Origin of the sequence: Histidinibacterium lentulum, assembly GCF_003789055.1 — a bacterium.
Taxonomy (GTDB): domain Bacteria; phylum Pseudomonadota; class Alphaproteobacteria; order Rhodobacterales; family Rhodobacteraceae; genus Oceanicola; species Oceanicola lentulus.
Map to the genome: position 1 here is coordinate 426,666 of NZ_ML119082.1, position 23,779 is coordinate 450,444.

Here is a 23,779-nt window from a genome sequence, read left to right on the forward strand (position 1 = left end):
TGAAACGTGGGGTCAAGATTATGTTTTTAATGTATTATCTCGGAAAACCCGAATTCGGGACGGGTGAAGGTGGGACAGAGACGCCGCGCGCCGGGCCCGGGGACCTGCGATCCCCGGGCGGACAGAGGCGCGATCCGGTGCGGTGACCGGGCGGCGTCAGGGGTCGCAGGGCGGCCCGGGGGCGCCAGCCTTGGCGGGGCGATCCGGGCCAAAGGGGCAGACCGCGCGCACCGAAGCGGGCGAGGATGGCGGGGCAAGGGGTCGGGTCCCGGGCGGTGTCAGGGATCGCGGGGAGTCCACGGATCGCCGGGGCGTCAGGGGCGCCAGCCGTCCCAGAGGAGCGAGCCCGGTTCCAGAGGCAGGCGCACACGCTCGCCGGTGCGTGCGGAGCGGTAGATGGCGGTGACGAGTTCGATGGAGGCCGCGCCCTCGGCGAGGGTGACGGCCGTGTTCGGACGGTTCTCGATCCGGGCGGCGACATCGGCGAGGTAGCCCGCGAACCAGTCGAGGCCCTCGGGGACCGGCACAGCGTCGATGGCCGCCTGGTCCTCGGGATCGCGGGCGGTGACGGTCCAGGCGACGGAGCCGGGGGCGTAGGGGATGCGGGCGCTCTCGACGGTGGCGCGCTCGTACACGAGGCGGAGGCGGCTTTCGTCGCCCGCGGCTCCCAGCGTGATCGAGGAGGAGACGAGGCCGCCGCGGGCGGTGCGCAGGGCCAGCGCCGCGCAATCCTCGGTCTCGATGGGATTGACCAGCGTGTCGGTCAGGGCCGCGACTTCGGTGATCTGGCCGAAAGCGCGACCGATCAGGTCGTGGATGTGGATGGCATGGCCGAGGACCGCGCCGCCCATCTCGTGCTCCCATGTTCCGCGCCAGGGCACGGCATAGTAGTCGGCGCCGCGGCTCCAGTGGGTATCGAGGCTGGCGACGCGGGGGGCGCCCAGCAGGCCCGCGGCGTCGAGCGCGGCGAGGTGGCGGAAGGCAGGGCCGTAGCGGTACTGGAAGACGGGAAAGAGCTCGCGGCCCGCGGTCTCGGTCGCGGATTGAAGCCGGGCGATGTCGGCCATGCTGCCGGCGACGGGCTTTTCGCAGATGACATGCTTGCCCGCCTCGAGCGCGCGGAGGGCGACGGGGACATGGAGCGCGGGGGGCAGGCAGATGTCGACGAGGTCGACGGCGGGATCGGCGAGGATGGCGTCCAAGGTGGCGGCCCCTGCCCCCGTCTTGGCCGAGAGCGTCTCGGCGAGGGTGTCGTTGGTGTCGCAGACATTGGTCAAGCGGATGGCGTCCGGGATCTCTGCCATAGCCGCGGCGTGCTGGGTGCCGATGCCGCCCGCGCCCACGATGGCGGCGCGGACGGTCATGCGAGGGCTCCGAGGCGGGTTGCCTGTGCCTGCGCCTTGAGCGCGAGCTCCATCGCCTTGAAGCAATGGGCCTGGGGCATCGCGGTTTCGCTGCGGTTCCGGACGTCGGCGATGAGCCGCTCGAAATAGGGGAGCGGGGCGGCGGAGGCGTCGATCCTCTCGCAGCGGTCGCCGTTGACGAGAAAGACGTGGTCGGTGCCGCCCTGCCCCGCCACGTCGACGTATTTCCGAAGCTCGATATAGCCCTTCGTGCCGAGGATCGTCAGGCGGCCGTCGCCCCAGGTGGGCAGGGCGTCGGGGGTGTACCAGTCGACGCGGATATAGCCGTGGGCGCGGTCCGAGCGCAGGAGGATCTCGCCGAAGTCCTGAAGGCCGGGGTCATCGGGGTTCGCGAAGTTGCCCACGCTCGAGGCGACGATCTCGGCTTCGTCCGAGCCGGTGAAGAAGAGGAACTGGTCCACCTGGTGGGAGGCGATGTCGGTGAGGATGCCGCCGTAGCTGTCCTCCTGGAAAAACCAGCCCGGGCGCGTGGGGCGGTTGAGCCGGTGGGGGCCGAGGCCCACGGTCTGGATCACGCGGCCGATCGCGCCCTCGGCGACGAGCTCGGCGGCGCGCGTGACGGCGGGGACCTCGAAGCGTTCGGAGAAGTCGACGGACCAGATGCGCCCCGTGCTGGCCTGCACCTCGCGCAGGCGGGCGAGCTGGTCGAGGGTGGTGCAGCCGGGCTTGTCCACCACGACGTCCTTGCCGGCCTCCATCGCCTCGATGGCGCGGTCGGCGCGCAGGGAGGGCACGTCGGCGATCAGGATGAGGTCGATGGCGGGATCATCGAGGAGCGTGGCGCGGTCAGCGACCCGGGGGATGTCAGGGAAGCGCTTTTCCCAGCCGCTCAGAGGCTGGGGGGTGCCGTCGGTCCAGAAGCCGGCACAGGTGCAGCCGTGCTTCAGGAGGTTCTCGGTCATGCCGTAGGCGTGCCGGTGTTCAAGGCCGATCACCCCGAGGGTCAGGGACATGTCGTTACTCCGGAAGGGATATCGCGCGGCGGTCCCGCGACGAGCGTTCGATGGCGGCGATCAGGCGGTGGACGTCGAGGGCCTGCCGCCCGGTGACGCGGGGGGCGCGGCCCGTCCGGACGGCTTCGGCGAAGTCGGCGATGAGGTCGCGGTGCCAGTCGGAGGGGAAGGCCATGGGATCGGCGCCGCCGCCGGTGGTGGCCTGCTCGCCCACCTGCTCATGCGTCCCGTCCCGCCAGTGGATGTCGAGCACGCCGGATTTCAGGCGCACGGAGGCGCGGTCGCAGTCGAGGCGAAGGCTCTCCGCCTCGCCCGGGTAGTGGGCGGTGGAGGCCATGAGGTGGCCCATGGCGCCGTTTGCGAAACGCAGGACGGCGGCAGCGTAGTCCTCGGCCTCCATGCGGTGGAGAGGGGTGGTGGCGGTGAGGCCCTGCAGCTCGGCAGCGGGGCCGGTGAGGGAGAGCATCAGGTCGAGCGTGTGGATCGCCTGGCTGATGAGCACGCCGCCGCCGTCGCGGGCATAGGTGCCGCGGCCCGGCTCGTCGTAATAGGCCTGTTCACGCCACCAGGGGATGTCCGCGCCGACGACGCGGATGGGGCCGAGGCTGCTGTCTCTCAGGCGGTCTGCGAGGGCCTCCGAGGCCTTCCGGAAACGGTGCTGGAAGACGACGCCGAGGGTGACGTCCGCCGCCTCGCAGATGGTGACGATGGCCTCTGCGGCCTCTGCCGTGCGCTCGAGGGGTTTTTCGCTGAGGATGTGCTTTCCGGCGCGGGCGAAGGCGGAGACGATGTCGGCCCGGGCGTTGGGGGGCGTGATGACGAGGGCGGCGTCGATGGTGGGGTCGGCCACCAGGGCGTCGAGGCTTGGCGCCTCGGGAAAGCCGTGCTCGGCGGCGAAGGCGGCGCGGCGTTCCGGGCTGCGGGCATAGACGCCGGCGACCTCGATGCGGTCTGTCAGCGACTTGAGGGCTGCGGCATGGGGCTTGGCGGCCATGCCGCAGCCGATGAGGGCGAGGCGCAGGCGGTCAGCCATTGGCGAGACCGTTGGCGAGGACCTGCCCGTCCGCGTCGAAGAGGTGGAGCTGTTTGCGGTCGAGACGGAGGCTCAGGGCCTGGCCCTTTTCCACCGGAAGCTGGCCGGGACGGTGGACGGTGATCTGGGGCAGGCCCTCGGCGGCGCAATAGAGGTAGGTCTCGCCGCCCAGCTGTTCGGCGAAGGTGACGGTCACAGCGATGTCGCCGTCGCCCTCGACGATGTCGAGATGTTCGGGGCGGAAGCCGGCGGTGACGCTCGCGCCGGGTGTGACCGGGGCGCCGGGGGGGAGCGCGATCCGGGCGGCGCCGGAGACGAGGGCGGGGCCTTCGGTCACGGTGGTCTCGATGAGGTTCATGCGGGGGCTGCCGATGAAGCCTGCGACGAAGAGGTTCTGCGGCCTGTTGTAGAGTTCGAGCGGCTTGCCGACCTGCTCGATCCGGCCCTTCTGCAGCACGACGATGCGGTCGGCGAGGGTCATGGCCTCGATCTGGTCGTGGGTGACGTAGATCATCGTGCCGCCGATCTTGGCGTGGAGGGCGGCGAGTTCCTTGCGCATGGTGACGCGCAGTTCCGCGTCGAGGTTCGAGAGCGGCTCGTCGAAGAGGAAGGCACGGGGCTCGCGGACGATCGCGCGGCCGATGGCGACGCGCTGGCGCTGTCCGCCGGAGAGGGCCTTGGGGCGGCGGTTGAGGTAGTCGGTGATCTGGAGCATGGCCGCCGCCTCGCGCACGCGGGCGTCGATCTCGGCCTTCGGCATGCGGCTGTTCTCGAGGCCGAATGCCATGTTCTTGTAGACCGTCATGTGCGGGTAGAGGGCGTAGGACTGGAACACCATCGAGAGGCCCCGGTCGGCGGCGGTGACGTGGTTCACCTCGGTCCCGTCGATCTTGAGGCTGCCGGAGGTGATGTCTTCGAGCCCGGCGATGATCCGCAGGAGCGTAGATTTTCCGCAGCCGGAGGGGCCGACGAAGACGACGAATTCGCCGGAGCGGACCTCGAGGTCCACGCCGTGGATCACCTCGACGTCGCCGTAGGCCTTGCGGATGGTCTCGAGGCGGATTTCGGTCATGTCGTCTCCTTAGCGGCTCCGCATCAGGCCCGCCAGCCGGGGCTCCGCGCGTTGCATCCGGAGCGGCGGCAGGCCCTTGAGGACCTGGGCGATGTCGTCGAGCATCATCTCGCGGATCAGGGCATAGGAGGCCTCCATCCCGCCCGCGAGGTGATGGCTGAAGAGCACGTTCGGGATCTGCCGCCAGGGGTGATCCGGGGGCACGGGCTCCTCGGGGAAAACATCGACGGCCGCGCGGAAGCGGCCCTCGGCGGCGAGCGAGAGGAAGGCGTCGAACTCGACGATCTCGGCGCGGCTGGCGAGGATGACGGCGGCGTCCGGGCGGATCGTCTCAAGGCGGGCGCGCGTCAGGCCGCCCGCGTTCTCGGTGGTGACGCCGGCGAGGAGGAAGAGGACATCCGATTGCGCGAGCAGCGTGCCGAGGTCCGTGGGCTCGGCGCCCTGGCTGCGCAGGTAGCCGTCCGAGAGCCATGGGTCGTGGATCCGGAGGCGCCCGCCGAAGGGGGAGAGGAGCGGCAGGAGCGCCCGGCCGAGGTTGCCGTAGCCAAGAAGGCCGATCTCCGCGCCGAAGAGGGGACGGGCGGCGGCGTTGCCGCCGATGCCGATCCCCATGTCGCCCGAGCGGAAGCGCGTGTCGGCGGTATGGATGCCGCGCAGGAGGCTGAGCGCCTGCCCGAGCGCGAATTCGGCGACGGCAGGCGCCATGGCGGGCGCGGCGGAGAGCACCCAGATGCCGCGGGCATGAGCCTCGGCATAGTCGAGGTCGGGCTCCCAGTTGGCCTTGACGTTGAGGACGGCGCGCAGGTTTGGGGCGCGGTCGAGGCGCTCTTTCGGCAAGGCGGTCTGGCCGACGATGACGGAGACCTCGGGCAGGATGCGCTCGACGAGGGCATCCGGAGCGCGGCTGCCGAAATGGGCTGTGACCTCGCCCATCTCCTCCACCGCGGCGCGGGTCGCGTCGTCCCAGACCATGGCCTCGGTGCGGGGGAAGGGATCGAGGAAGATCAGCGGGCGGGTCATTTCATGCCCGAGGCGGCGATACCGGTGGTGATGAAGCGCTGCAGGAATGCGAAGACCACGACGACCGGGATCAGGGTCACCACGGTCATGGCGAGGATGTAGTGCCACTGGACGTTCAGCTCGCCCTGGAAGGCATTGAGGCCGACCTGGAGCGTGTAGACCTCGGAGCGGTTGAGCACGATGAGGGGCCAGAGGAAATCGTTCCAGCGCCACATGACCGAGAAGATGGCGAGGACGGCGAGCGCCGGCATGGCGAGCGGCATGACCACCTTCCAGTAGATCGCCCATTCGCTGGCCTTGTCCATGCGCGCGGCCTCGATCAGGTCGCGGGGGATCGTCAGCATGTACTGGCGCAGGAGGAACACGCCCGTGGGCGTCGCGGCGCCGGGCAGGATCACCGCCCAGAGCGAATTGACGAGGCCCATCTGGGTGACCACGAGATAGACCGGAACGAGGATCACCGTGATCGGGATCATCAGCGTGCCGATCACCAGCAGCATGATCCCGTTGCGGCCCCTGAAGTCGTAGATGGCGAGGCCGTAGGCGGCCATGGAGTTGATCAGCAGCGTGATCGCGGTGGCGACGACGGTGACGACGACCGAGTTCCAGAGGTAGCGCGTGAAGTCGAAGCGCTGGAGCGGGTCGGTGTAGTTCTCCCAGGCCATGTCGAATTCGCGGATCGGCTCGGCGGCGTCGATCGGCACGTCGATACGCTCGTCCGGTGCGGCGGGGTCGACCATCTGGCGCACGATGCCGATGCGGCGGATCTGGGCGAGCTCTCGGGTCTCGCCTGTCTCGGTGGTGACGGAGAAGAGGAGGAGCGGGTCGTCGTAGCCCTCGACCGGGACGGAGATCTGGCCGAGGGGCAGCAGCGTGGGCGGGAATTCCACTAGGCCCGCAGGGGTCTTGAAGGACGAGAGCGCGAGCCAGATCACCGGGCCGAACATCAGCAGCACGCCGAGGCCAAGGTAGATGTAGCTGAAGACGTCGGTCCAGTGGAGTTTCCCCCGGCCGCGGCGGGCGGTGAGCATGGCGAGGACGCCGGGGCGGGATTGAGCGGTCGCGTCAGCCATGGGGGGCTCCGGGGGCTCGACGTGATAGCGGGGACGTCCGGTGTGAGGTCTCGCTGGCTGTGACGGGCGATCTGCGAACCTGCGCGGAGTCAAGGGCGAAGCCCGCCGCGCCATCGCGTCGCCATTGTCGCTCGAACCAATGGCGACGCGATGGCGACAGCCCCTGTGGCCCGTCGATGGCGCGGCTCTGCAGTTCAAGCGTAGGGTGGGGTTTCACCCGACCGGCCCTCGCGACCATCCTATCCACCGTCCCGCCTCCGCGTGGCTGCGAGCTGGACCAGCGTCAGCACGAAGAGCACCACGCCCAGCACCACCGACGCGGCGGCCGCGAGGCCGAAGTTCTGCACCTGGTTCGTGAAGCCCGTGTTGTAGATGTATTGCACGATGAACTGCGTGGCGGTGCCCGGACCGCCCCCGGTGAGGACGTAGACCTCGTCGAAGACCTGCACGCCCTTGATGAGCGCCAGCACGATCACCACGAGCATGTTCGGCCACAGAAGCGGCAGGGTGATGCGCCAGAAGACGCGCTCCTTCGAGGTGCCGTCCATTTCCGCGGCCTCGTAGAGGTCGGGCGGGATCGCCTGAAGACCGGCCAGCAGGATCAGCGTGTAAAAGCCCATGTGGGCCCAGATCGACACGAAGATGGCCCAGAACATCGCCCATTCGGGGCTGACGAAGAAGAGGATCCGGTCGAAGCCCATGCCGACGAGGGCGGCGTTCAGAAGCCCGTCGCGGAGCAGGATCCACTTCCAGATCAGCGCCACGACCACAGGCGACAGCAGCACCGGGAAGAAGAACACCGCACGGAAGAAGCCGCGGGCGCGGATCTTGCGGTTCAGGATCAGCGCGGTGACGAGGGAAAAGAGGACGAGGAACGAGACCTGGAAGAAGATGAAGGTCGCGGTGTTGTAGATGCCGCGCCAGAAGCGGTCCTCGCGGCAGGAGGTCGGGTCGGCGTAGTTGCCGCAATCGAAGAGGAAGGCATATTGCTCGGTCCCGGTATAGGTACGGTCCTCGAGAAAGAGCCGCGTGCCACCGGTGAGCGAATAGCCGAAGTTGATGAAGAGCGGCAGGATCACGAAGCCGCCGAAAAAGAGCAGGTTCGGCAACAGGAACCACCAGGGCATCGAGCCGATGCCGCCGAGGCGCTGGAGGGCCTGGAAGGGCTTGTCGAGCGCCTCGAAGATCCAGCGCAGGGGCGCCGTGACGACGCGGGTGGCGCGGGCGCCGAAGCCCGTGGTGTCGGTCATGAACGCCCCTCCCCGGCCGGCGAAGAGGCGCGCGCCCCGAGGAGGGAGCGCGCGCGGTCTTTAAGTGTCAGCGGGCCTGTTCGGCCAGCTGCTGTTCGACGTCCTGCTCCATCCGGTCGAAGGCCTCGTCGAGCGTGAGCTCGCCCACGATCGCCTCGCCGAGGCGGGAGATGAAGGCGTTGAACATCACCCGGTTGTTGGCGTAGCCCTGTGCCTCGTAGGCGATGGGCGAGATCGACGGCACGGCGGCCGCGAAGGTGGCGAGCGCATGGGCCGCGCGCGGATCGTCGGTGGCGAACTCGACGCCGCTTTCGGCGAGGCCGAGGTGGCCGGGGATGAAGAGGGTCTCGCCGTAGAATTCGGCCAGGTTCTCCTCCTGGGTGAGGAATTCCATCAGGGTCGCCACTTCCTCGGGGTGCTCGGTGCCTTCCATGGCGACGAGCGCAGCGCCTCCGGGCATCCCGGTGCAGGCCGCCGGGCCGCAGGGCGCGGGCACGGCCCACCAGTCGAAGGCGTCGCCGATCGTGGTGGCGAACTGGGGGATCTGCCAGGAGCCGGACATGTAGAGAACGGTCTGGGCGTTGGCGAATTCCTCGTTGGCGCCGAGGTAGGTGGAGCCGGAGACCGAGCCCCAGAGCTCCTTGGCCATGGTGCCGTCCTCGTGCCAGTCGTAGAGCATCTGCGCCATGGTCCGCATGCCCTCGTCGACGAGCGCGGGGTTGCCCTCTTCGTCGAAGAGCTCGGCACCCATGGAGATCGCGGGGCCGAAGACGCGGTGGCCGGAGCGGTCCCAGGCCATCGGGATCGGGATGTCGAGGGCCGAGGCGACCTCGTTCGTCGCAGCCGCCCAGTCGTCCCAGGTGGCGCCCTCGCCCGGCATCTCGACGCCGGCCTGCTCGAACAGTGTCTTGTTCACATAGGGGCCGGTAACGGTGAGCTGGGTCATGAAACCGGAGATCGCGCCGCCGCCGGTGGGATCGAGCCAGTTGAGGAAGGGGCCGAAGTTGGTCCGCCAGTACTCGGGGTCCTCGAGATGGGGCGTGAGGTCGAGATAGTATTCCGAGAGGCCGCCGAGGTCGGTGACGCGCGCGATGTCGGGGCCGTCGCCGGCGGCGAGTTGCACGGGCAGCGATTCGAGGATCGCCTGGTAGGGCACCACGTCTAGGGTGACGGAGATGTCCGGGTTCGCCTCCTCGAAGCGGTCGAGGATGCCCTGCATCACCTCGCCCTCGTTGCCGTCGTTGTACCAGGTCATCCGGAGTTCGGTCTGGGCCATCGCCGCAGAGGCCGCGAGCGTCAGCGCCAGAACGCTGGCCCCGGTTCTCGTCATGACAGTCTTCATATCGGTTCTCCTCCTGTTGGCCTTCGCGGCCGGTCAGTCCCGGCCCTGTGCGGCCGTGTTGACCGGTCCCAGAGACCGGTCCCTGCAGCGTCGTCCGACAGGACGCGCTTTGCCAGTGAAGATTTTGCGCCAGCGCCCGTTCCGCCGCGGCGTCTGGACCGGCCCGGGCGTCGCGCGCGCGGCCATCACGGCGCGGCCGCGGGCCGGGCGAGGGCCGCGAGCACGCCGCGCAACTCCGCGAGACCCTTGAGACGGCCGACGGCGGGGTAGCCGGGCTGATGCTTGCGCTCGAGGTCGGTCAGGATCGCCTGACCATGGTCGGGGCGGAAGGGGATCTCGGCATCGGCGCGGCCCTCGGCGCGGCGCCGCGCCTCTTCGGTCAGGAGCGTCTCGATCACCTCGACCATGTCGGTCTGTCCGGAGAGGTGCTCGTCCTCGAAGAAGGAACAGGGCACGGTTTCGGTGGTGCGGGTCACGTTGCGCAGGTGGACGAAATGGATGCGGGGGCCGAACTCCCGGGCGATCGCGGGCAGGTCGTTGTCGGGTCGCGCGCCGAGAGAACCGGTGCAGAGCGTCATCCCGGCGGCGGGACTGTCCACAGCGGTCAGAAGCTCGCGGTAGTGGGCGGCGGTGGACATCACGCGCGGCAAGCCGAGGAGAGGGAACGGCGGATCGTCGGGATGGCAGCAGAGGCGCATGCCGAGGCGCTCTGCGGTGGGCACGACCTCGGAGAGGAAGTCGACATGGTGCTGCATCAGCCGCTCGGGCGAGATGTCCTCGTAGCGCGCCAGCCCCTCGCGCAGGGCGTCGAGGGACCAGCGTTCGGTCGATCCGGGCAGGCCGCAGGTGATGTTTTCCGTCAGAGCGGCGCGAGCGGCGTCGTTCATCGTGCCGGCGAGTTCGTCGGCGCGGGCGGCGGTCTCTTCGGTGTAATCCTCGCGCGCGCCGGGGCGGGCGAGGATGTGGATGTCGAAGGCGGCGAAGATGTCGATGTCGAAGGCCATCGCCGTGCCGCCATGGGTCATGGGCGCGGCGAGATCCGTTCGAGTCCAGTCGAGGACCGGCATGAAGTTGTAGCAGATCGTGCGAATATCGGCGGCAGCCAGCGCCTCGAGCGAGGCGCGCCAGGCGTCGAGATGGGCGCGCCAGTCGCCCGTCTGCGTGCGGATCGCCTCGGACACCGGCAGGCTTTCGACGACGGACCAGGGCAGCGGCGCGCCACCGTCGGCGCCGAGCTCCGCGACGCGCCTGGCGATCTCCTCTGCCGGCCATGCGGCGCCTGCGGGCAGGTGGTGCAGCGCGGTGACCACCCCGGTGGCGCCGGCCTGGCGGATGTCCGACAGGCACACCGGATCAACCGGCCCGAACCAGCGCCAGGTCTGCTGCATGGTGTTCTCCCTCCCGTGGCCGGGCCGTGCGTTGCGGACCGGCCGTCTTGCGACCAAGGTATACAGGCGACCCCGGCACAGGCAATCCCATGGCGCCCCTCACACGTCCCGAGCTCTGGCGCCTGCTGGGCGCATCCCCGCCGGGGCGACCGGGGGTGCGCGTGCTTTCGGAGGGAGAGACGGAGGGCGTGAGGTGGCGGCGGCTGGAGCTTGTCGGCGAGCGCAGGGTTCCGGCGTTCGATCTCGCCCCGGTTCCGGGCGCGCCGGTGCGCTCTCCAGTGCTCTATGCCCATGCCCACGGGGACCGGCCGGGCATCGGCAAGGCGGAGGCGCTGGAGGGGCGCCCTGCCCTTCTCGATCCGCCGCTGGGGCTGGCGCTGGCGCGGGCGGGGCACCGGGTGCTGTGTCCCGACATGGCCGGGTTCGGCGAGCGGCAGGGAGAGGGGCCGGAGGGGGCGCTGGCGAAGGCGCTGCTGTGGCAGGGGCGGACGCTGCTGGGGGTGATGGTGGAGGACCTGAGCGGCGCGCTCGATCTGCTGTGCGAGGCGGAGGAAGCGCCGGCGGTGGTGGGGTTTTCCATGGGGGCGTTCCTTGCCGCCATGGTGGGCGCGCTGCGGCCCGAGGCCTCGAAGGTGGCGCATCTGTGCGGGATGGCGGCGATCGCGCCGCTGATCGCCTCGGGGGCCCATGACCTGCACGGGCCGTACCTGACAATCCCGGGCCTGCTGCCGGAGCATGACCTGCCGGAGGTTGCCGCGCTGATCGCGCCCCGGTCGCAGTTCGTGGCGGCGGGACTGGCCGATCCGCTGACGCCGCCGGAGGCATTCGGGCCTTTGGAGAAGCGGCTCAGGGAGGTCTACGGGGACGGGCCGCTGGTCGTTCATGTGGGCGCGGAGGGGCATGTGGAGACGCGCGCGATGCGGGCGGCGCTGCTGGCGTTTCTCGCTTAGCCCGATCCGTAGGAGAGGCGGAAGCTGACGGCCTCGGCGAGATGGGCGCGTGTGATGTCCTGCGATCCGGCGAGATCGGCGATGGTGCGGGCGACGCGCAGGACCCGGTGATAGCCGCGGGCGGTCAGGCCCATGCGTTCGGCGGCACGCGCCAGAAGTTCCCGCCCGTCCGCATCGAGGGGGGCGATCGTTTCGAGGAGGGCGCCCGAGGCGTCGGCATTGACGCGGACCTTCTCGACCCCCTCGAACCGGGTGGACTGGAGGGCGCGCGCGGCGGCGACGCGGGCGGCGATGGCTGCCGAGGTCTCGCCGGTGGCGGGCATGTCGAGGTCGGACCAGGCCACGGGCGGCACCTCCACCCGCAGGTCGAACCGGTCCATGAGGGGGCCCGAGATTCGGCCCATGTACTCCTCGCCGCAGGCGGGCACGCGGGCGCAGGCGCGGGACGGCTCGGCGAGATAACCGCAGCGGCAGGGGTTCGCGGCGGCGATCAGCAGGAACCGGCAGGGATAGCGGACATGGGCGTTGGCGCGGGCCACGACCACCTCCCCTGTCTCGATGGGCTGGCGCAGGGTCTCGAGCACCTGGCGGGGGAACTCGGGGAACTCGTCCATGAAGAGCACGCCGTTATGCGCAAGGCTGATCTCGCCGGGCTTGGCGGTGCGCCCCCCGCCGACGATGGCGGGCATGGAGGCGGTGTGGTGCGGTTCGCGAAACGGGCGGATGCGGGAGATGCCGCCCTCGTCCATCAGCCCGGCGAGGGAATGGACCATGGAGGTCTCCAGCGCCTCGGCGGGCGTGAGGGGCGGCAGGAGGCCCGGCAGGCGTGCGGCGAGCATGGACTTGCCCGATCCGGGAGAGCCGACCATCAGCAGGTGATGGCGTCCGGCAGCGGCGATCTCGAGCGCGCGCTTGGCGCGTTCCTGGCCTTTGACCTCTCTCATGTCAGGGCCGCCGGTTTCCGGGCCGACCTCGCCGGGCACGGCGGGCGCAAGGGGCGTGCGAGCGGTGATATGGCCGATGGCCTCGGCCAGCGAGCGGGGTGCGAAGACACCGCAGGCGCCGACCCAGGCGGCCTCCGCCCCGCAGGCGAGGGGACAGATCAGCGTGCGCTCCTCCTCGGCGGCGGCCATGGCGGCCGGCAGGGCGCCCAGCACCGGCACGAGGCCGCCGTCCAGCGCGAGCTCGCCCAGCGCGGTCAGTTCGGCCACCTTGTCGCGGGGGAGAATGTCGATCTCGGCCAGCAGCGCCAGTGCGATGGGCAGGTCGAAATGGCTGCCCTCCTTGGGGATGTCGGCGGGCGAGAGGTTGATCGTGATCTTCTTCGACGGCAGGGCGATGGCCATGGTGGAGAGCGCCGCGCGGACCCGTTCGCGGGCCTCGGAGACCGCCTTGTCGGGCAGGCCCACGATGGAAAACCCGGGCAGACCCGGCGAGACGGCGCATTGCACCTCGACGTCGCGGGCCTCGATCCCCTCGAAGGCTACCGTATGGGTGACCGCCACCATGATGCGCCGCGCCTGTTGTGCGCGGCATGGTTAACAGACCGGTCCTTACAGATTGGTTAACCGGGCCAGGGGCGGGTGGGCAGGTCCGTGTCGTAGCGGGTGATGCGGGTGGACTCGGCGAGGCCCTCGGCGCGCCACTGGCGGAACGCGGGACAGGCGAGGTGCGCCTCGACATAGGCGCGGGCGCGATCCGAGACCGGCAGGCTCCAGGTCACGATTCGGGTCGCAACGGGCGCGTAGAAGGCATCGGCGAGGCTGTAGTCTCCGAACAGCCAGGGGCCCGGTCCGGGGGTCATGGCCCAGAGCTCTTCCAGGCGGGCGAGGTCCGCGCGCACCGCCTCGGTGGCCGGGGGCGCGTCGTAGACGTGGCGCAGGTCCATGGGGCAATTGCTGCGCAGGGCCTGAAATCCCGAGTGCATCTCCGCCACGAGCCAGCGCGCAAGGGCGCGGCGGGCGGGGTCCGACGGCCAGAGACCGGCGTCCGGATGGCGCTCCGCCAGGGTCTCGGCAATGGCGAGGGTGTCGCCCAGGACGGTGCCGGAGGGGGTGCGGATCACCGGAACGAGCCGGGCGGGGGCAAGGGGCGCGAAGGCCGCGTCCTTGCCGGGGCCGTAGATGTCGAGAAGCTGCGTCCGCACCGGCAGGCCAAAGCGGGCGAACATGAGCCAGCCACGGAGTGACCAGCTCGAATGGAGGCGGGCGGCGATGTAAAGGTCATAGGTCATGACATATTCTTGCGCCGCGGATGGCCTGGCGTAAAGCGGTTTCCCGGTGTGATCCCGGGGGATGACAGGCTGCGTTTCCCCCGCCACAGTTGGCCCGAGGTAAGGACCGGGAGGACGCGCCATGGAGATCCCCTGCCCGATGCGGATCGCGACCGAGACGATGGGCGGCCGCTGGAGGCCGGGCATCCTCTGGCGCCTGATGGACGGTCCGATGCGCTACGGGGAGCTGAGGCGGGGGATGCCGTGGATCTCGGAGAAGATCCTGATCCGGCATCTGCGCGACCTCGAGGCGGCCGGGTTGATCCTGCGCACGGATCACGGGACGCAGCCGCCGCAGGTGGATTACCGGCTGACCGAGGCGGGGCAGACGCTGGGGCCTGTGCTGACCGCGATGGCGGCGTGGGGGGCCGGGCGGAGCGCGGCGGGCGCGGAGCGGCTCGGCGCCTGAGGCGGGGGAGTGGGCCGGGCTTCTGGGGCGCCACGGTCCCTCCTCGCCCTGCGGCCTCGGGTTCTTGCCGGGGCGGAGAATGACAGTTGCCGAGCTCCGACATCGGCGGCTCGCTCCCGTCCGAGGGGAGCGCAGAGGCGCGCCATCGGGGGGCCGCGGATCGGCGATCACCGGTTGATCGGCAGTGCCTTATGGCGACGTGTCATTGCTCCGCATGAGCGGCGCGCTGGTGTCGGCCAATCGCCGGGCCGTGGGGGCGGTCGCCATTGGAGCGCCATTGGTCCGAGCGACAATGGCGACGCGATGGCGCGGCGGCCTGCGGCCTTGATTCCGCGCCGGGGCGGAGAATGACGGTTGCCGAGTTCGGACATCGGCGGCTCGCTATGGTGACCGGTCATTGCTCCGACCAATCGGCGCGCTGTCGTCAGCCAATCGACGGGCCAAGGGGGCGGTCGCCATCGGACCGCCATTGCCCCGGGCGGCACCGGCGGGCGGAGGACCTGCCGCCCCCTACCCCCGCAGCATCCTGAGCCCCTGCGTGACGTCCGTCCGAACGGCGAGGCGCAGGCCGGGCTCGTCCCCGGCGCGCAGGGCGGCGAGAATGATGCGGTGGCCGGAGGGCGGCTCGGACCGGCGCAGCCGCGCGTAGAGCGCGGCCATCGTGGGGCCGAGCTGGAGCCAGACGGTCTCGGCCATCGCCAGCATCGCCGGGGCCTGGGCGCGCAGGTAGAGCGTGCGGTGGAACTCGAGATTGACGCGGATGTAGCCGGTGGCGTCCTGCTGCAGGACGCGCTGGCGGACCACCTCGTTGATCGCCTGGAGCCGCTCGATCAGCGCGAAATGGGCGCGCGGCAGGGCGCGGCTGGCCAGCTCTGGCTCGAGCAGCCCGCGGAGCGCGGCAAGCTCCTCGATCCGGTCGTTGGACAGCTCGGGCGTGGAGACGCGGCCCGAAGAGGACAGGAACAGCGCGCCCTCGGCCACGAGGCGGCGGACGGCCTCGCGGGCAGGGGTCATGGAGGTTCCGAATTCGCGTCCGATGCCGCGCAGGGTCAGCGCCTGCCCCGGCAGGATCTCGCCGTGCATGATGCGCGACCTCAGCGCGCGGTAGACGCGGTCGTGGGCGGCCCCCGTGGGGGCCAAAGGTTCTGCAGCGCGGGGCTGGATCAGCATGGCATCAGTGTGACCTCGGGCCGCCTCGCGTCAAGCGCCGTCGAAGCGGACGGCGTGCAGCTCCGCGCCATGGGACCGGAGCCAGAGGCGGTGCGCGTCATATCCGGGCACCAGCCGCGCCACCACGGCCCAGAAGGCGCGGGAGTGGTTCATCTCCTGAAGATGGGCGACCTCGTGGGCGGCGACGTAGTCGAGCACTTCGGGCGGCGCCATCACCAGCCGCCACGAATACATGAGATTCCCCTCGGAGGTGCAGGACCCCCAGCGGGAGCGGGTGTCGCGGAGGGTGATCCGGCCGTAGCTGCGCCCGAGGGCGGCGGCGTGGTTGTCGCTGGCGCGGGCCAGCCGGTCGCGCGCGGCGGTGCGCAGGAAGGCCGCGACGCGCGGGCCGCAGGGGGCGCCGTCGTCGGGCAGCTTCAGGACGCCCTCCTCGAGGCGCGGTCCGCGCACGCGGGCGGCCACGAGGGGAAGAGGGCGGCCTTCGAAAGGCACCGTCGCCCCGGGCGCGAGGGGCGCAGGCGGGCTCCGGCCGTCGATATGGCTGCGCAGCCAGGCCTCGCGCTCCCGCGCGAACCGCAGCGCCTCGCGCTCGGCCACCTTGGGCGGCAGCGTCAGGGTCACGCGCCCGTCGATCCGGCTGACGCGCAGGGTCAGGCGGCGCGCCCGGGCGGAGCGTCGCAGGAGAATGTCGATCGGGGGGTTGCCCAGACGCAGTGTGTCGCCCATATCCGCCCTTCGTTCGGCGACCGGCCGTCGCCACACCGTCGCCACCGAGGTTCGCGGCACAGAGGTTTTGACACCGCCCCGGCCTTATGGCAGGGGAGCGCGATCCGCTGCAAGTGAGCCGCACCAGATCCAGCCCGGAAGCCCGGGCCAGCATACCCGAAGGACCGTGATACGATGCCCAAGGAAGAGTGGGGAACCAAGCGTCTTTGTCCGACCACGGGCAAGCGATTCTACGACCTGAACGCGACGCCGATCATCAGCCCCTACACGGGCGAGGTCGTCGAGATCGACACCGGCAAGACCCGCACCATGGTGGCCGATGCCGAGGACGCGCAGACCAAGAAGCTGAAGGCGGAGGAGAGCGACGACGAGATCGTTCTCGAGGACGACGCCGACGACGCCGACGTGGATATCGGCGACGACGTGCTCGACGATGACGAGGACGACGATACCGTTTCGCTGGACGAACTGGCCGATGTGCCGGGCGACGACAGCGACGACTGACGGTTTCGGGCTTCGGGGGCGTTTTCCCCCTTGAACTCCCGGTGGGCGGTGCGTAGAGACCGCCCTCACAAGGCGGGGCCTTAGCTCAGTTGGGAGAGCGCTTGCATGGCATGCAAGAGGTCAGGGGTTCGACTCCCCTAGGCTCCACCAGATCCCCTAGATATCCGCCGCGGGCACGACACCGCTCAACCGCGGGCGCGCCGCTCAGGCGGAACTGCGCAGGCTTGCCGGGGGCGCGTCCCGCCTGGTCCGGAGCGAGTCGTGGAGCGCCTGGCAATCGGGCGACCACGGGGCCGAGAAGAAGGCAAAGCGGGCGTAGAGGTCGGCAAGATCCGTGAGGCCCAGCCGCGTGGCGGCCTCGGCCGCCGCGAGAGCATGGGCGGGCTCGTGCGGCGCCCGGTCGGCCTCCTCCTCGGCCACGCGCAGGGCGGTCCCGGGGTCGCTCTCCAGCAGATGGGCGTAGAGTCGCGCATGGGGCTCCTTCGCCGCGGGATCGAGTCCGGCGGCACGGCGGAAGGCCGCGATCACCTCTGCTTGCTGCACGGGCGGATCGAGGCGGGACAGAGCGAGGGCCTCGAGGAGGTGGTACCGGCTCTCCTGCGGGGCGAGGTCGCGCGCTGTCCGCGCCGCGGTCAGCGCCTCCGCGGGCCTGCCGGCCTCGAGGGCGGCTTCGGCCTTTCCGCCGAGTTCCCCGCATCTGTCGAAGATCCGAACGGACATCCTCAGCCCCACGAGGTCGGCATGGGAGACGGCCCGGATCAGTTGCCTGATGATCGCCTTGCCGATCCTGCCCACCGAGTCGATCCGGAGCGAGGCCTCCCGCGCAAGAAGGTGTCTCGAGGCCCGGCGGCGCCGGAACCCTTGGAGACGGGCGGCGGGCGGTTTCATCAGGTCGAGCAGGATCGCCGGCGTCCGCTTCCCCCGCCGGTAGGCGTCGAGGAGCATGGCGGGAACCGTTCGCGGATAGCGGTGCAGCGTCAGCACGCCGGTTCCGAAGCGGACGACCTCCCGGCCCTGCAGACGCCGGTTGAAATGGGTGTCCTCCGCGACCCGGAGATCCGGAGAGAAATAGCCGTACCGTTCGAAGACGCGCCTGTCGTAGGAGAGGCCATAGAGGCCCTGGGGTTCGGCCTCGGAACCCGGCCAGCGGGGCCAGTGCAGCCAGGCGCTGAGGGCCAGTCCCGCCAGAGACCGGGGGCGGTCCGCGATCACCCGGCTGTCGACCGCCGCGGCGCCCTGCCTGTGCCCTTCCAGCCTCTGCCGCACCCATCCGGGCGCGGCGAGGCAGTCCGCTGCGAGGAAGGCCACCACGGGCGCGCGGCTCGCGTCGATGCCGATGTTGCGGGCGGCCCCGACGTAGAGCGGGTCCGCGACCTCGATCAGGCGGACCTGGTCGCGGCGGGGGCCGAGGCGGCGCGCGGCATCGCCGCCGCCCGAGTTGACGACGACGATCTCCGCCTTCACGTCCTGCGCCAGCAGCGAGGACACGGCCTCCCCGAGTTCCGCAGGCGCACGGAAGCCGATGACCACCACCGTGAGGGGAGCGTCGGTCACGACGCCCGGTCCGGTCCGCAGGGTCGCGGCGCCGGGAACCCAGCGACGCCAGAGCGCGTCCTCGCCGTCGAAGTCGCCAGAGGCCTCGCGGAGACGGCGCAACTCGGTCCGGGCGATCCGAGACTCCGGCAGGGCTTCCGTCACCGCCCGGGCAAGGCCGCGCGCCCGCCCGAGATCGCCCGAGGCCCGGCAGGTGCGCGCGAGGAGCAGGTTGCGGGCCGGTGACGCCGGGAGGCTCTCGAGAAGCGCGAGAGCCTCGGCACTCTCCCCCTCCGCGCAGAGCCAGGCGGCGCAGGCCATGATCGTCGCCCCATCGGTTTCGGCGATCGCCTCCGACAGGATGTCCCGGATCACCAGCATTCGCTGTGTCGCGCAGTCGGGGGCGAGCAGGCGTTGCAGGAAGAAGAACCGGTGGCGATTCGTGTCCCGGGGCGGATCGGCCGACGGGGGGGAGGTTCCCCAAAGGCCGTGATCCTCCACATGCCCGGGGGAGTAGCGCCGGTCAGGCGGGATGGCCGTGAGCCGGAGGCTGCGCTCGTCGATCAGGTAGTCATAGCCGATCTTCTGGAACCGACGCTCGGGATCGATACTGGCATACTGTGCCCATCGCGCCTGTCGCCGGGCGGGGTCGATCATGCGGAGGTGATAGAAATCGAGACCGGAGGGGCGGATATTCCGGGGCTTGCGGTAGGAGAACCAGTGCCCGTGCAGTGCCTTGTCGGGGACGTGGATGCAGTCTGTAACTGGAAAGAGACACGCGCGGGTCTTCCGGTTCCAGAATCCGTCGCTGCGGTACCGATCCGGCGCGTACAACTCCCGAAGGCCGAAGGACCAGACGATGTCCTGCTGGCGCCTGCAGAGCTGGCGCATCCGGGAGGCGAGCCGGTCCTCGTAGCGTTCGTCAGGATCGGCAACGAGGATCCACTGGGCCTCCATCGCGCGGCAGGCATCGAGAAGAATGCGGCGTCTGGCCGGTTCGCCGTCCGCCGGGGTCCTCCTGTCGTCCCAGGCCACCCAGGCATGGACGGCGGGCGACAGGTTGGCGAGCATCGCCGGGACGAGGTGGGCGTCGTCGTGGGAACAGAACGCGAGGACGACCTTCTGTTCGTTCTTCTGGCGTCGACGCACTGTCTGCAACTGCAATGCCATTCACACCTCGACAGCTGGCCAAAAGACGCTTGCACAGAGACCCGGGCATGACAACGCGGAGCGGGACCCGGTCCGGGTGAGCCGGGACGGCGAAACCGATCGGACCGAGACGCGGCAATCGTTCTGCGCGATGTCGCGTCAGCGCGCCTCGATTTCAGGCAGTTGCGCGCTCGAGCCGGGCGAACCGGCCTTTCGCTAACCGGTGACACCCGGGGAATCATCCCTTGCAGCGTCATGTTTCCAAAGACTTGCCGGGTGGCGCTGCGTTTCCGGCAACGGACAGGGCACAAATGAGCGGCAGACATCTACGCACAGAACGTCAGGATTGGTGCGCACCGCGTCGTCAGCCGGGCCGATGCCTGCCATCGGAACCGCCGCGACGCCGGGGCTGCAGAGCCACACAAGCGAAAGGTCATACCATGTTGCCCAAGTTCCTTGCACGTCTGTCCGTCATGCCGGCCCTGGTTCTGGGCGTGGCGATGGCATCCGCTCCCGCTGTCGCGGAGGCGGAGACGCTGATCCGCCTCGGCCATACGCTCAACCCGACCGACGCGCGTCACATGGGGGCGGAGCGCTTTGCCGAGCTGGTCGCCGAGCGCAGCGACGGAGCGATCACCGTCGAGGTCTATCCGTCCTCGCAGCTCGGCGGACAGGCCGAGCTGTTCGAGGGCATGAACCTCGGGCTGGTGGAAATGAACATCGCCGGAAGCACGCATCTGTCGAACCTCGATCCGGCGTTCGGCGTGTTCGACCTGCCGAGCCTTGCGCCAGATGCCGAGTCGTTCATGGCGCTGCTCGACGGGGAGATCGGACAGAGCCTGCTCGACCGGCTGCCCGAGGTGGGCATCCGGGGTCTTGCCTATTCTGAGGTGGGCTTCCGTCATCTCTACACCAACACGCCGGTGGAGAGCATCGAAGACGTGGCGGGTCTTGTCCTGCGCGTGCCGGGCAACCCGGTCTATAACGACACGCTCGCGACCTTCGGGGCGAGCCCGACGTCGATGGCGCTGGGCGAGGTGTTCACCGCGCTGCAGCAGGGGGCGATCGCGGGCGCGGAGAACCTGATCGGCTTCTACCGCAACTCCGGCCACTGGGAGGCCGCGCCCTATGTGGCGATGACCTATCATGCCGCCCTGCCCTCGGTCTGGATGATGTCGGAAAGCTTCTGGCAGGGGCTGTCGGCGGAGGACCAGGAGCTGATCGCGGCGGCCGCGAAGGAAGCGGCGATGTACGAGCGCGAGGTCTCCGCCGAGATGGAGGCCGCGGCGCTGGAGGAGCTGCCGGGAATGGGCGTCACCATCACCGAGGTCGATCTCGCTCCCTTTGCCGCGCTCGCGCCAGAAATTCATGCCCGCCACCGCGACACGATCGGCGCGGAGCTCATGGACTCGGTCGCGGCGGCGATGAACTGACGACGGGCACGGCGGGACGGCGGCGGATGACCGAACGCGACACGACATCGGGGCAGGCGCTGCCCCAGGCTGGGCCGAGGGGCCTTGCCCCCGCCGTCCTGCGCCCCGCGACCCGCCTCGACGAGGGCCTCGCCCGCGCCGAGGCGGGGCTGGGCGCGCTGGTCCTGCTGGCGCTGATCGTTGTGCTGACCCTCCAGGTGGCGAGCCGGCAGTTGCCGTTCTTCGTCATCACCTGGACCGAGGAGACCTCGCGCCTGCTGTTCGGCTGGCTGGCGTTCCTCGGGACCGCCTTCGCGTTCCAGAGAAACGCGCATATTTCCATTTCTCTGCTCGTGGACCGCGCGCCGCGGCGGCTGCGGGCGGGGGCGGAAATGGTCGTGCGGGTGCTGATCGTAGGGTTCGCCGCGATCATGCTCTATTACGGGCTGCGCCTGTGTCTCTCGACGCGCATGGTCACGACTGTGCTGCGCCTGCCGATGTGGGTGGCCTATGCAGCGATCCCGGCGGGGGGCGCGCTGATGATCGTGCATGGCCTCGTGGCGATGCTGCGGCTCGTGGTGACGGGTTCCGCCGCGAGGGAGGCCGCGAGATGACGCTGGTTGCGGGTATGACCGTGCTGATGCTGGCGCTGCTGCTGGTGTCGGTGCCCGTGGCCTTTGCCGTCGGGGTCTCGGCCGTTGCGGCGCTGACGGCCATGGGCATCGACTGGCAACTCGTGCCCGCGCGGCTCTTTACCGGCGTGGACAGTTTCACGCTGCTGGCGATCCCGATGTATGTGGTGGCGGGCGGGCTGATGCTGAAGGTCGGCATCGCCGACAAGCTGATCAACCTCGCGCTGGCGGCCATCGGGCACCGGCGGGGGGGCCTCGGGAACACGGCGGTCATCAGCTCGGTGCTGTTCTCGGGCATCTCCGGCTCCACGAGCGCGGCGACGGCGGCGCTGGGGTCGATCCTGATCCCGTCGATGCACAGCCGCGGCTATTCGCGGGCCGATGCCACGGCGATCCTGTCGGGCGCGGCGGCGGCGGGCATCCTCGTGCCGCCCGCGATGTCGATGATCGTGTTCAGCGGGTTGGCGGGGAGTTCGGTCTCGGCGCTCTTTGCCGCCGGGTTCCTGCCGGCGCTGTGCTGCGCCGCGGCGATCATGGTCTACGTGCGCTGGCACGCGGGACGGATCGGCGTGGCCCCCCTCCCCCGCCTGAGCCGCGTCGAGCGGCTGCGGGCGCTGCGCGAGGGCCTGCCCAGCCTCGTTCTGCCGATCATGGTCTTCGGCGGCATCTTCGGCGGCATCTTCACCGCCACGGAGGCCGGGGTGGTGGCGGTGCTCTATGCGCTGTTCCTGGGCGGCGTCGTCTACCGGACCTTGTCGCTGAACGATCTCTACGAGGTGCTGACGGCGGCGGTGCAGACCTGCGGCGTCGTGCTGATCATGGTGACGATCTCGGGTATCTTCTCCTGGGTGCTGACCGCGAACCAGGTGCCGCAGTTCCTGGTGGACACGATCGGCGGCTACGAGCTGTCGCAGTTCCTGTTCCTTCTGTGCATCATCGTGATCTTCATCCTGCTGGGGATGATCATGGACGAGCTCGCCATCATGGTGATGCTCATTCCCATCGCCATGCCGCTGGTCAATGCACTGGGGATTTCGCCCGTGCATTTCGGGGTGGTGATCATCGGCTGCGTGGGCATCGGGCTGTTCTCGCCGCCGGTGGCGTCGGCGCTCCTTGTGGCCTGCTCGGTGGGACAGGTGAAGATGGAGGAGGTGGCGCGGCCGCTTGCGCCGCATCTGCTGATCATCACGGCGGTGGTGATCCTGCTGGCGGCGGTGCCCGGCTTCACGCTGCTTCTGCCGCGGCTTCTGGGGATGACGGTATGACTTGGGCCTATGTGGACGCGGGGGTGCGGCTGGCGCCGACAGGGCGAGGGCCGCTTACGGGCCTGCGTTTCGCGGTCAAGGACGTGTTCGACATCGAGGGCCGGGTCACCGGGGCGGGATGCCCGGCCTATGCGGAGGGACGGGGACCGGCGGAAAGGACGGCGCCGGTGATCCTGCGGCTCATTGCGGCGGGGGCGGAGCTGAGGGGTGTCACGGTGACGGAGGAGCTGATGTTCGGCGTTCTCGGTCAGTCCGGGACGGGCGAGGCGCCGCCCAACCCGAAGGCGCCGGACCGGCTGCCGGGAGGCTCGTCGAGCGGGTCGGCCTCGGCGGTGGCGGCGGGGCTGTGCGATGTCGCGCTGGGCACCGATACCGGCGGATCGGTCAGGGTGCCCGCAAGCTTCTGCGGGATCTACGGGCTGAGGACGGGATGGGGGCGCGTGCCCGCCACGGGCGTGGTGCCGCTGGCGCCGCGCTTCGACACGGTGGGCTGGTTCGCGCGGGAGGCGGCGGTGCTGGAGGCGGTGACGGCGGTGCTGCTGCCCGAGCCCGTGCCCGCCCAAAGGGACAAAGACCGGCTGTGGCTGCCTGCCGAGGTGCTGGAGGGGCTGGAGCCCGCGCTCGCCCGGATGATTGCGCGGGCGGCGGAGGAGGCGGCGGAGGCGCTCGGGCTGGCGCTCGAGCGGCGGGCGCTGGGGGTTGCGAGGGGCGACTGGGGGCGGGCCTACAAGACCTTGCAGGGGCTGGCGACCTGGGCGGTCCATGGCCCCTGGCTGCGGGAGATGCGGCCGGACCTGGGACCGATCGCCCGGCGGAGGTTCGAGGCGGCGGCAGCGGTGGACCCGGCCGAGGGACCCGGCGCGGAGGCGGTGATCCGCCGGCTGACGGCGGCGGTGCTGCCCGCGCTCGACGCCGGCGCGGTGCTGGTGATGCCGACGACGCCCGGTCCCGCGCCAAGGCGCGACGCGGTGGCGGCGGCGCTGGAGCCGGTGCGGGCGGCGATTCTCGAGCGGACGGCGCTGGCGGGGCTGCTGGGGCTGGCGGAGCTGAGCCTGCCAAGCCTCGCGCATGGCGGCGCGCCGGTGGGGCTGTCCCTGGTCGGGCATGGCTGGGATGAGCGGCGGCTGGTCGCCATGGCCGCGCGGCTTGCCCCCGCGCTCGGCCGGGAGAAGGTCACGGAGTGAGGCCCCGTCCGGCGGGAC

General features: G+C 70.3%; 21 protein-coding genes and 1 tRNA gene. 8 read left to right on the forward strand and 14 right to left on the reverse strand.

Annotated elements, in window-relative coordinates; all coding sequences use genetic code 11:
- Positions 1 to 314: 314 nt before the first annotated feature.
- The 9 genes from EAT49_RS05040 to uxuA form a co-directional block, all read right to left on the reverse strand.
- Positions 315 to 1,364, reverse strand: coding sequence for a Gfo/Idh/MocA family protein (locus EAT49_RS05040; RefSeq protein ID WP_123641198.1), 1,050 nt, complete (start codon positions 1,362 to 1,364; stop codon positions 315 to 317).
- Positions 1,361 to 2,377, reverse strand: coding sequence for a Gfo/Idh/MocA family protein (locus EAT49_RS05045; protein WP_123641199.1), 1,017 nt, complete (start codon positions 2,375 to 2,377; stop codon positions 1,361 to 1,363). The genes EAT49_RS05040 and EAT49_RS05045 overlap by 4 nt, the downstream gene beginning before the upstream one ends.
- A gap of 4 nt (positions 2,378 to 2,381) precedes the next feature.
- Positions 2,382 to 3,410 (reverse strand): Gfo/Idh/MocA family protein, encoded by a 1,029-nt coding sequence (locus tag EAT49_RS05050; protein ID WP_123641200.1) that lies wholly within the window; start codon positions 3,408 to 3,410, stop codon positions 2,382 to 2,384.
- Positions 3,403 to 4,482 carry an ABC transporter ATP-binding protein gene (locus tag EAT49_RS05055; protein ID WP_123641201.1) on the reverse strand — a complete coding sequence of 360 codons (1,080 nt, stop codon included), beginning with the start codon at positions 4,480 to 4,482 and terminating at the stop codon, positions 3,403 to 3,405. The genes EAT49_RS05050 and EAT49_RS05055 overlap by 8 nt, the downstream gene beginning before the upstream one ends.
- A gap of 9 nt (positions 4,483 to 4,491) precedes the next feature.
- Positions 4,492 to 5,502: an NAD(P)-dependent oxidoreductase gene (locus EAT49_RS05060; protein ID WP_123641202.1), complete on the reverse strand. Its 1,011-nt coding sequence runs from the start codon at positions 5,500 to 5,502 to the stop codon at positions 4,492 to 4,494.
- On the reverse strand, positions 5,499 to 6,575 hold the full coding sequence (locus EAT49_RS05065) for a carbohydrate ABC transporter permease (protein WP_123641203.1): 1,077 nt from the start codon (positions 6,573 to 6,575) through the stop codon (positions 5,499 to 5,501). Before EAT49_RS05065 ends, EAT49_RS05060 begins: the two co-directional genes overlap by 4 nt.
- 239 nt (positions 6,576 to 6,814) lie before the next feature.
- Entirely contained in the window at positions 6,815 to 7,825 is a 1,011-nt protein-coding gene (locus EAT49_RS05070; RefSeq protein WP_123641204.1) for a carbohydrate ABC transporter permease, read from the reverse strand.
- 67 nt (positions 7,826 to 7,892) lie between these two features.
- The gene (locus EAT49_RS05075) at positions 7,893 to 9,167 is read right to left on the reverse strand and encodes an ABC transporter substrate-binding protein (RefSeq protein ID WP_221181432.1); all 1,275 of its coding nucleotides are present in this window, start codon (positions 9,165 to 9,167) and stop codon (positions 7,893 to 7,895) included.
- Between the two features lie 185 nt (positions 9,168 to 9,352).
- Positions 9,353 to 10,555 (reverse strand): mannonate dehydratase, encoded by a 1,203-nt coding sequence (uxuA, locus tag EAT49_RS05080; RefSeq protein WP_123641206.1) that lies wholly within the window; start codon positions 10,553 to 10,555, stop codon positions 9,353 to 9,355.
- An 89-nt stretch (positions 10,556 to 10,644) separates the two neighbouring features.
- Here uxuA and EAT49_RS05085 point away from each other — a divergent pair, with 89 nt between their 5' ends.
- Positions 10,645 to 11,505 (forward strand): alpha/beta fold hydrolase, encoded by an 861-nt coding sequence (locus tag EAT49_RS05085; RefSeq protein ID WP_123641207.1) that lies wholly within the window; start codon positions 10,645 to 10,647, stop codon positions 11,503 to 11,505.
- Here EAT49_RS05085 and EAT49_RS05090 read toward each other — a convergent pair.
- Both EAT49_RS05090 and EAT49_RS05095 read right to left on the reverse strand, forming a co-directional pair.
- Positions 11,502 to 13,013, reverse strand: a complete 1,512-nt coding sequence (locus EAT49_RS05090; protein ID WP_123641208.1) for a YifB family Mg chelatase-like AAA ATPase — start codon at positions 13,011 to 13,013, stop codon at positions 11,502 to 11,504. The genes EAT49_RS05085 and EAT49_RS05090 overlap by 4 nt on opposite strands.
- 56 nt (positions 13,014 to 13,069) lie before the next feature.
- Positions 13,070 to 13,738, reverse strand: a complete 669-nt coding sequence (locus tag EAT49_RS05095) for a glutathione S-transferase (RefSeq protein ID WP_123641209.1) — start codon at positions 13,736 to 13,738, stop codon at positions 13,070 to 13,072.
- Positions 13,739 to 13,859: 121 nt separating this feature from the next.
- Here EAT49_RS05095 and EAT49_RS05100 point away from each other — a divergent pair, with 121 nt between their 5' ends.
- Positions 13,860 to 14,186: a winged helix-turn-helix transcriptional regulator gene (locus EAT49_RS05100; protein WP_123641210.1), complete on the forward strand. Its 327-nt coding sequence runs from the start codon at positions 13,860 to 13,862 to the stop codon at positions 14,184 to 14,186.
- Between the two features lie 510 nt (positions 14,187 to 14,696).
- Here EAT49_RS05100 and EAT49_RS05105 read toward each other — a convergent pair.
- Together EAT49_RS05105 and EAT49_RS05110 are read right to left on the reverse strand one after the other, a co-directional pair.
- Entirely contained in the window at positions 14,697 to 15,356 is a 660-nt protein-coding gene (locus EAT49_RS05105; RefSeq protein ID WP_123641211.1) for a GntR family transcriptional regulator, read from the reverse strand.
- 30 nt (positions 15,357 to 15,386) lie between these two features.
- On the reverse strand, positions 15,387 to 16,082 hold the full coding sequence (locus EAT49_RS05110; RefSeq protein ID WP_123641212.1) for a M48 family metallopeptidase: 696 nt from the start codon (positions 16,080 to 16,082) through the stop codon (positions 15,387 to 15,389).
- Between the two features lie 174 nt (positions 16,083 to 16,256).
- Here EAT49_RS05110 and EAT49_RS05115 point away from each other — a divergent pair, with 174 nt between their 5' ends.
- Both EAT49_RS05115 and EAT49_RS05120 read left to right on the forward strand, forming a co-directional pair.
- The gene (locus EAT49_RS05115) at positions 16,257 to 16,586 is read left to right on the forward strand and encodes a TIGR02300 family protein (protein WP_123641213.1); all 330 of its coding nucleotides are present in this window, start codon (positions 16,257 to 16,259) and stop codon (positions 16,584 to 16,586) included.
- A gap of 74 nt (positions 16,587 to 16,660) precedes the next feature.
- Positions 16,661 to 16,736 (forward strand) — tRNA-Ala (locus EAT49_RS05120).
- A gap of 54 nt (positions 16,737 to 16,790) precedes the next feature.
- On the opposite strand, the gene EAT49_RS05125 is transcribed toward EAT49_RS05120, so the two are convergent.
- A complete protein-coding gene (locus tag EAT49_RS05125; RefSeq protein WP_123641214.1) occupies positions 16,791 to 19,289 on the reverse strand; it encodes a glycosyltransferase in 2,499 nt (832 codons plus the stop codon).
- 419 nt (positions 19,290 to 19,708) lie between these two features.
- Between EAT49_RS05125 and EAT49_RS05130 the strand changes: the two genes are divergently transcribed.
- Genes EAT49_RS05130 through EAT49_RS05145 form a run of 4 tightly spaced genes read left to right on the forward strand, consistent with a single transcriptional unit; the run spans position 19,709 to position 23,761 of the window.
- A complete protein-coding gene (locus EAT49_RS05130; protein ID WP_185020652.1) occupies positions 19,709 to 20,701 on the forward strand; it encodes a TRAP transporter substrate-binding protein in 993 nt (330 codons plus the stop codon).
- 26 nt (positions 20,702 to 20,727) lie between these two features.
- A complete protein-coding gene (locus tag EAT49_RS05135; RefSeq protein WP_123641216.1) occupies positions 20,728 to 21,294 on the forward strand; it encodes a TRAP transporter small permease in 567 nt (188 codons plus the stop codon).
- Positions 21,291 to 22,577 carry a TRAP transporter large permease gene (locus EAT49_RS05140; RefSeq protein ID WP_123641217.1) on the forward strand — a complete coding sequence of 429 codons (1,287 nt, stop codon included), beginning with the start codon at positions 21,291 to 21,293 and terminating at the stop codon, positions 22,575 to 22,577. The genes EAT49_RS05135 and EAT49_RS05140 overlap by 4 nt, the downstream gene beginning before the upstream one ends.
- The gene (locus EAT49_RS05145) at positions 22,574 to 23,761 is read left to right on the forward strand and encodes an amidase (RefSeq protein WP_123641218.1); all 1,188 of its coding nucleotides are present in this window, start codon (positions 22,574 to 22,576) and stop codon (positions 23,759 to 23,761) included. Before EAT49_RS05140 ends, EAT49_RS05145 begins: the two co-directional genes overlap by 4 nt.
- The last annotated feature ends 18 nt before the right edge of the window (positions 23,762 to 23,779 follow it).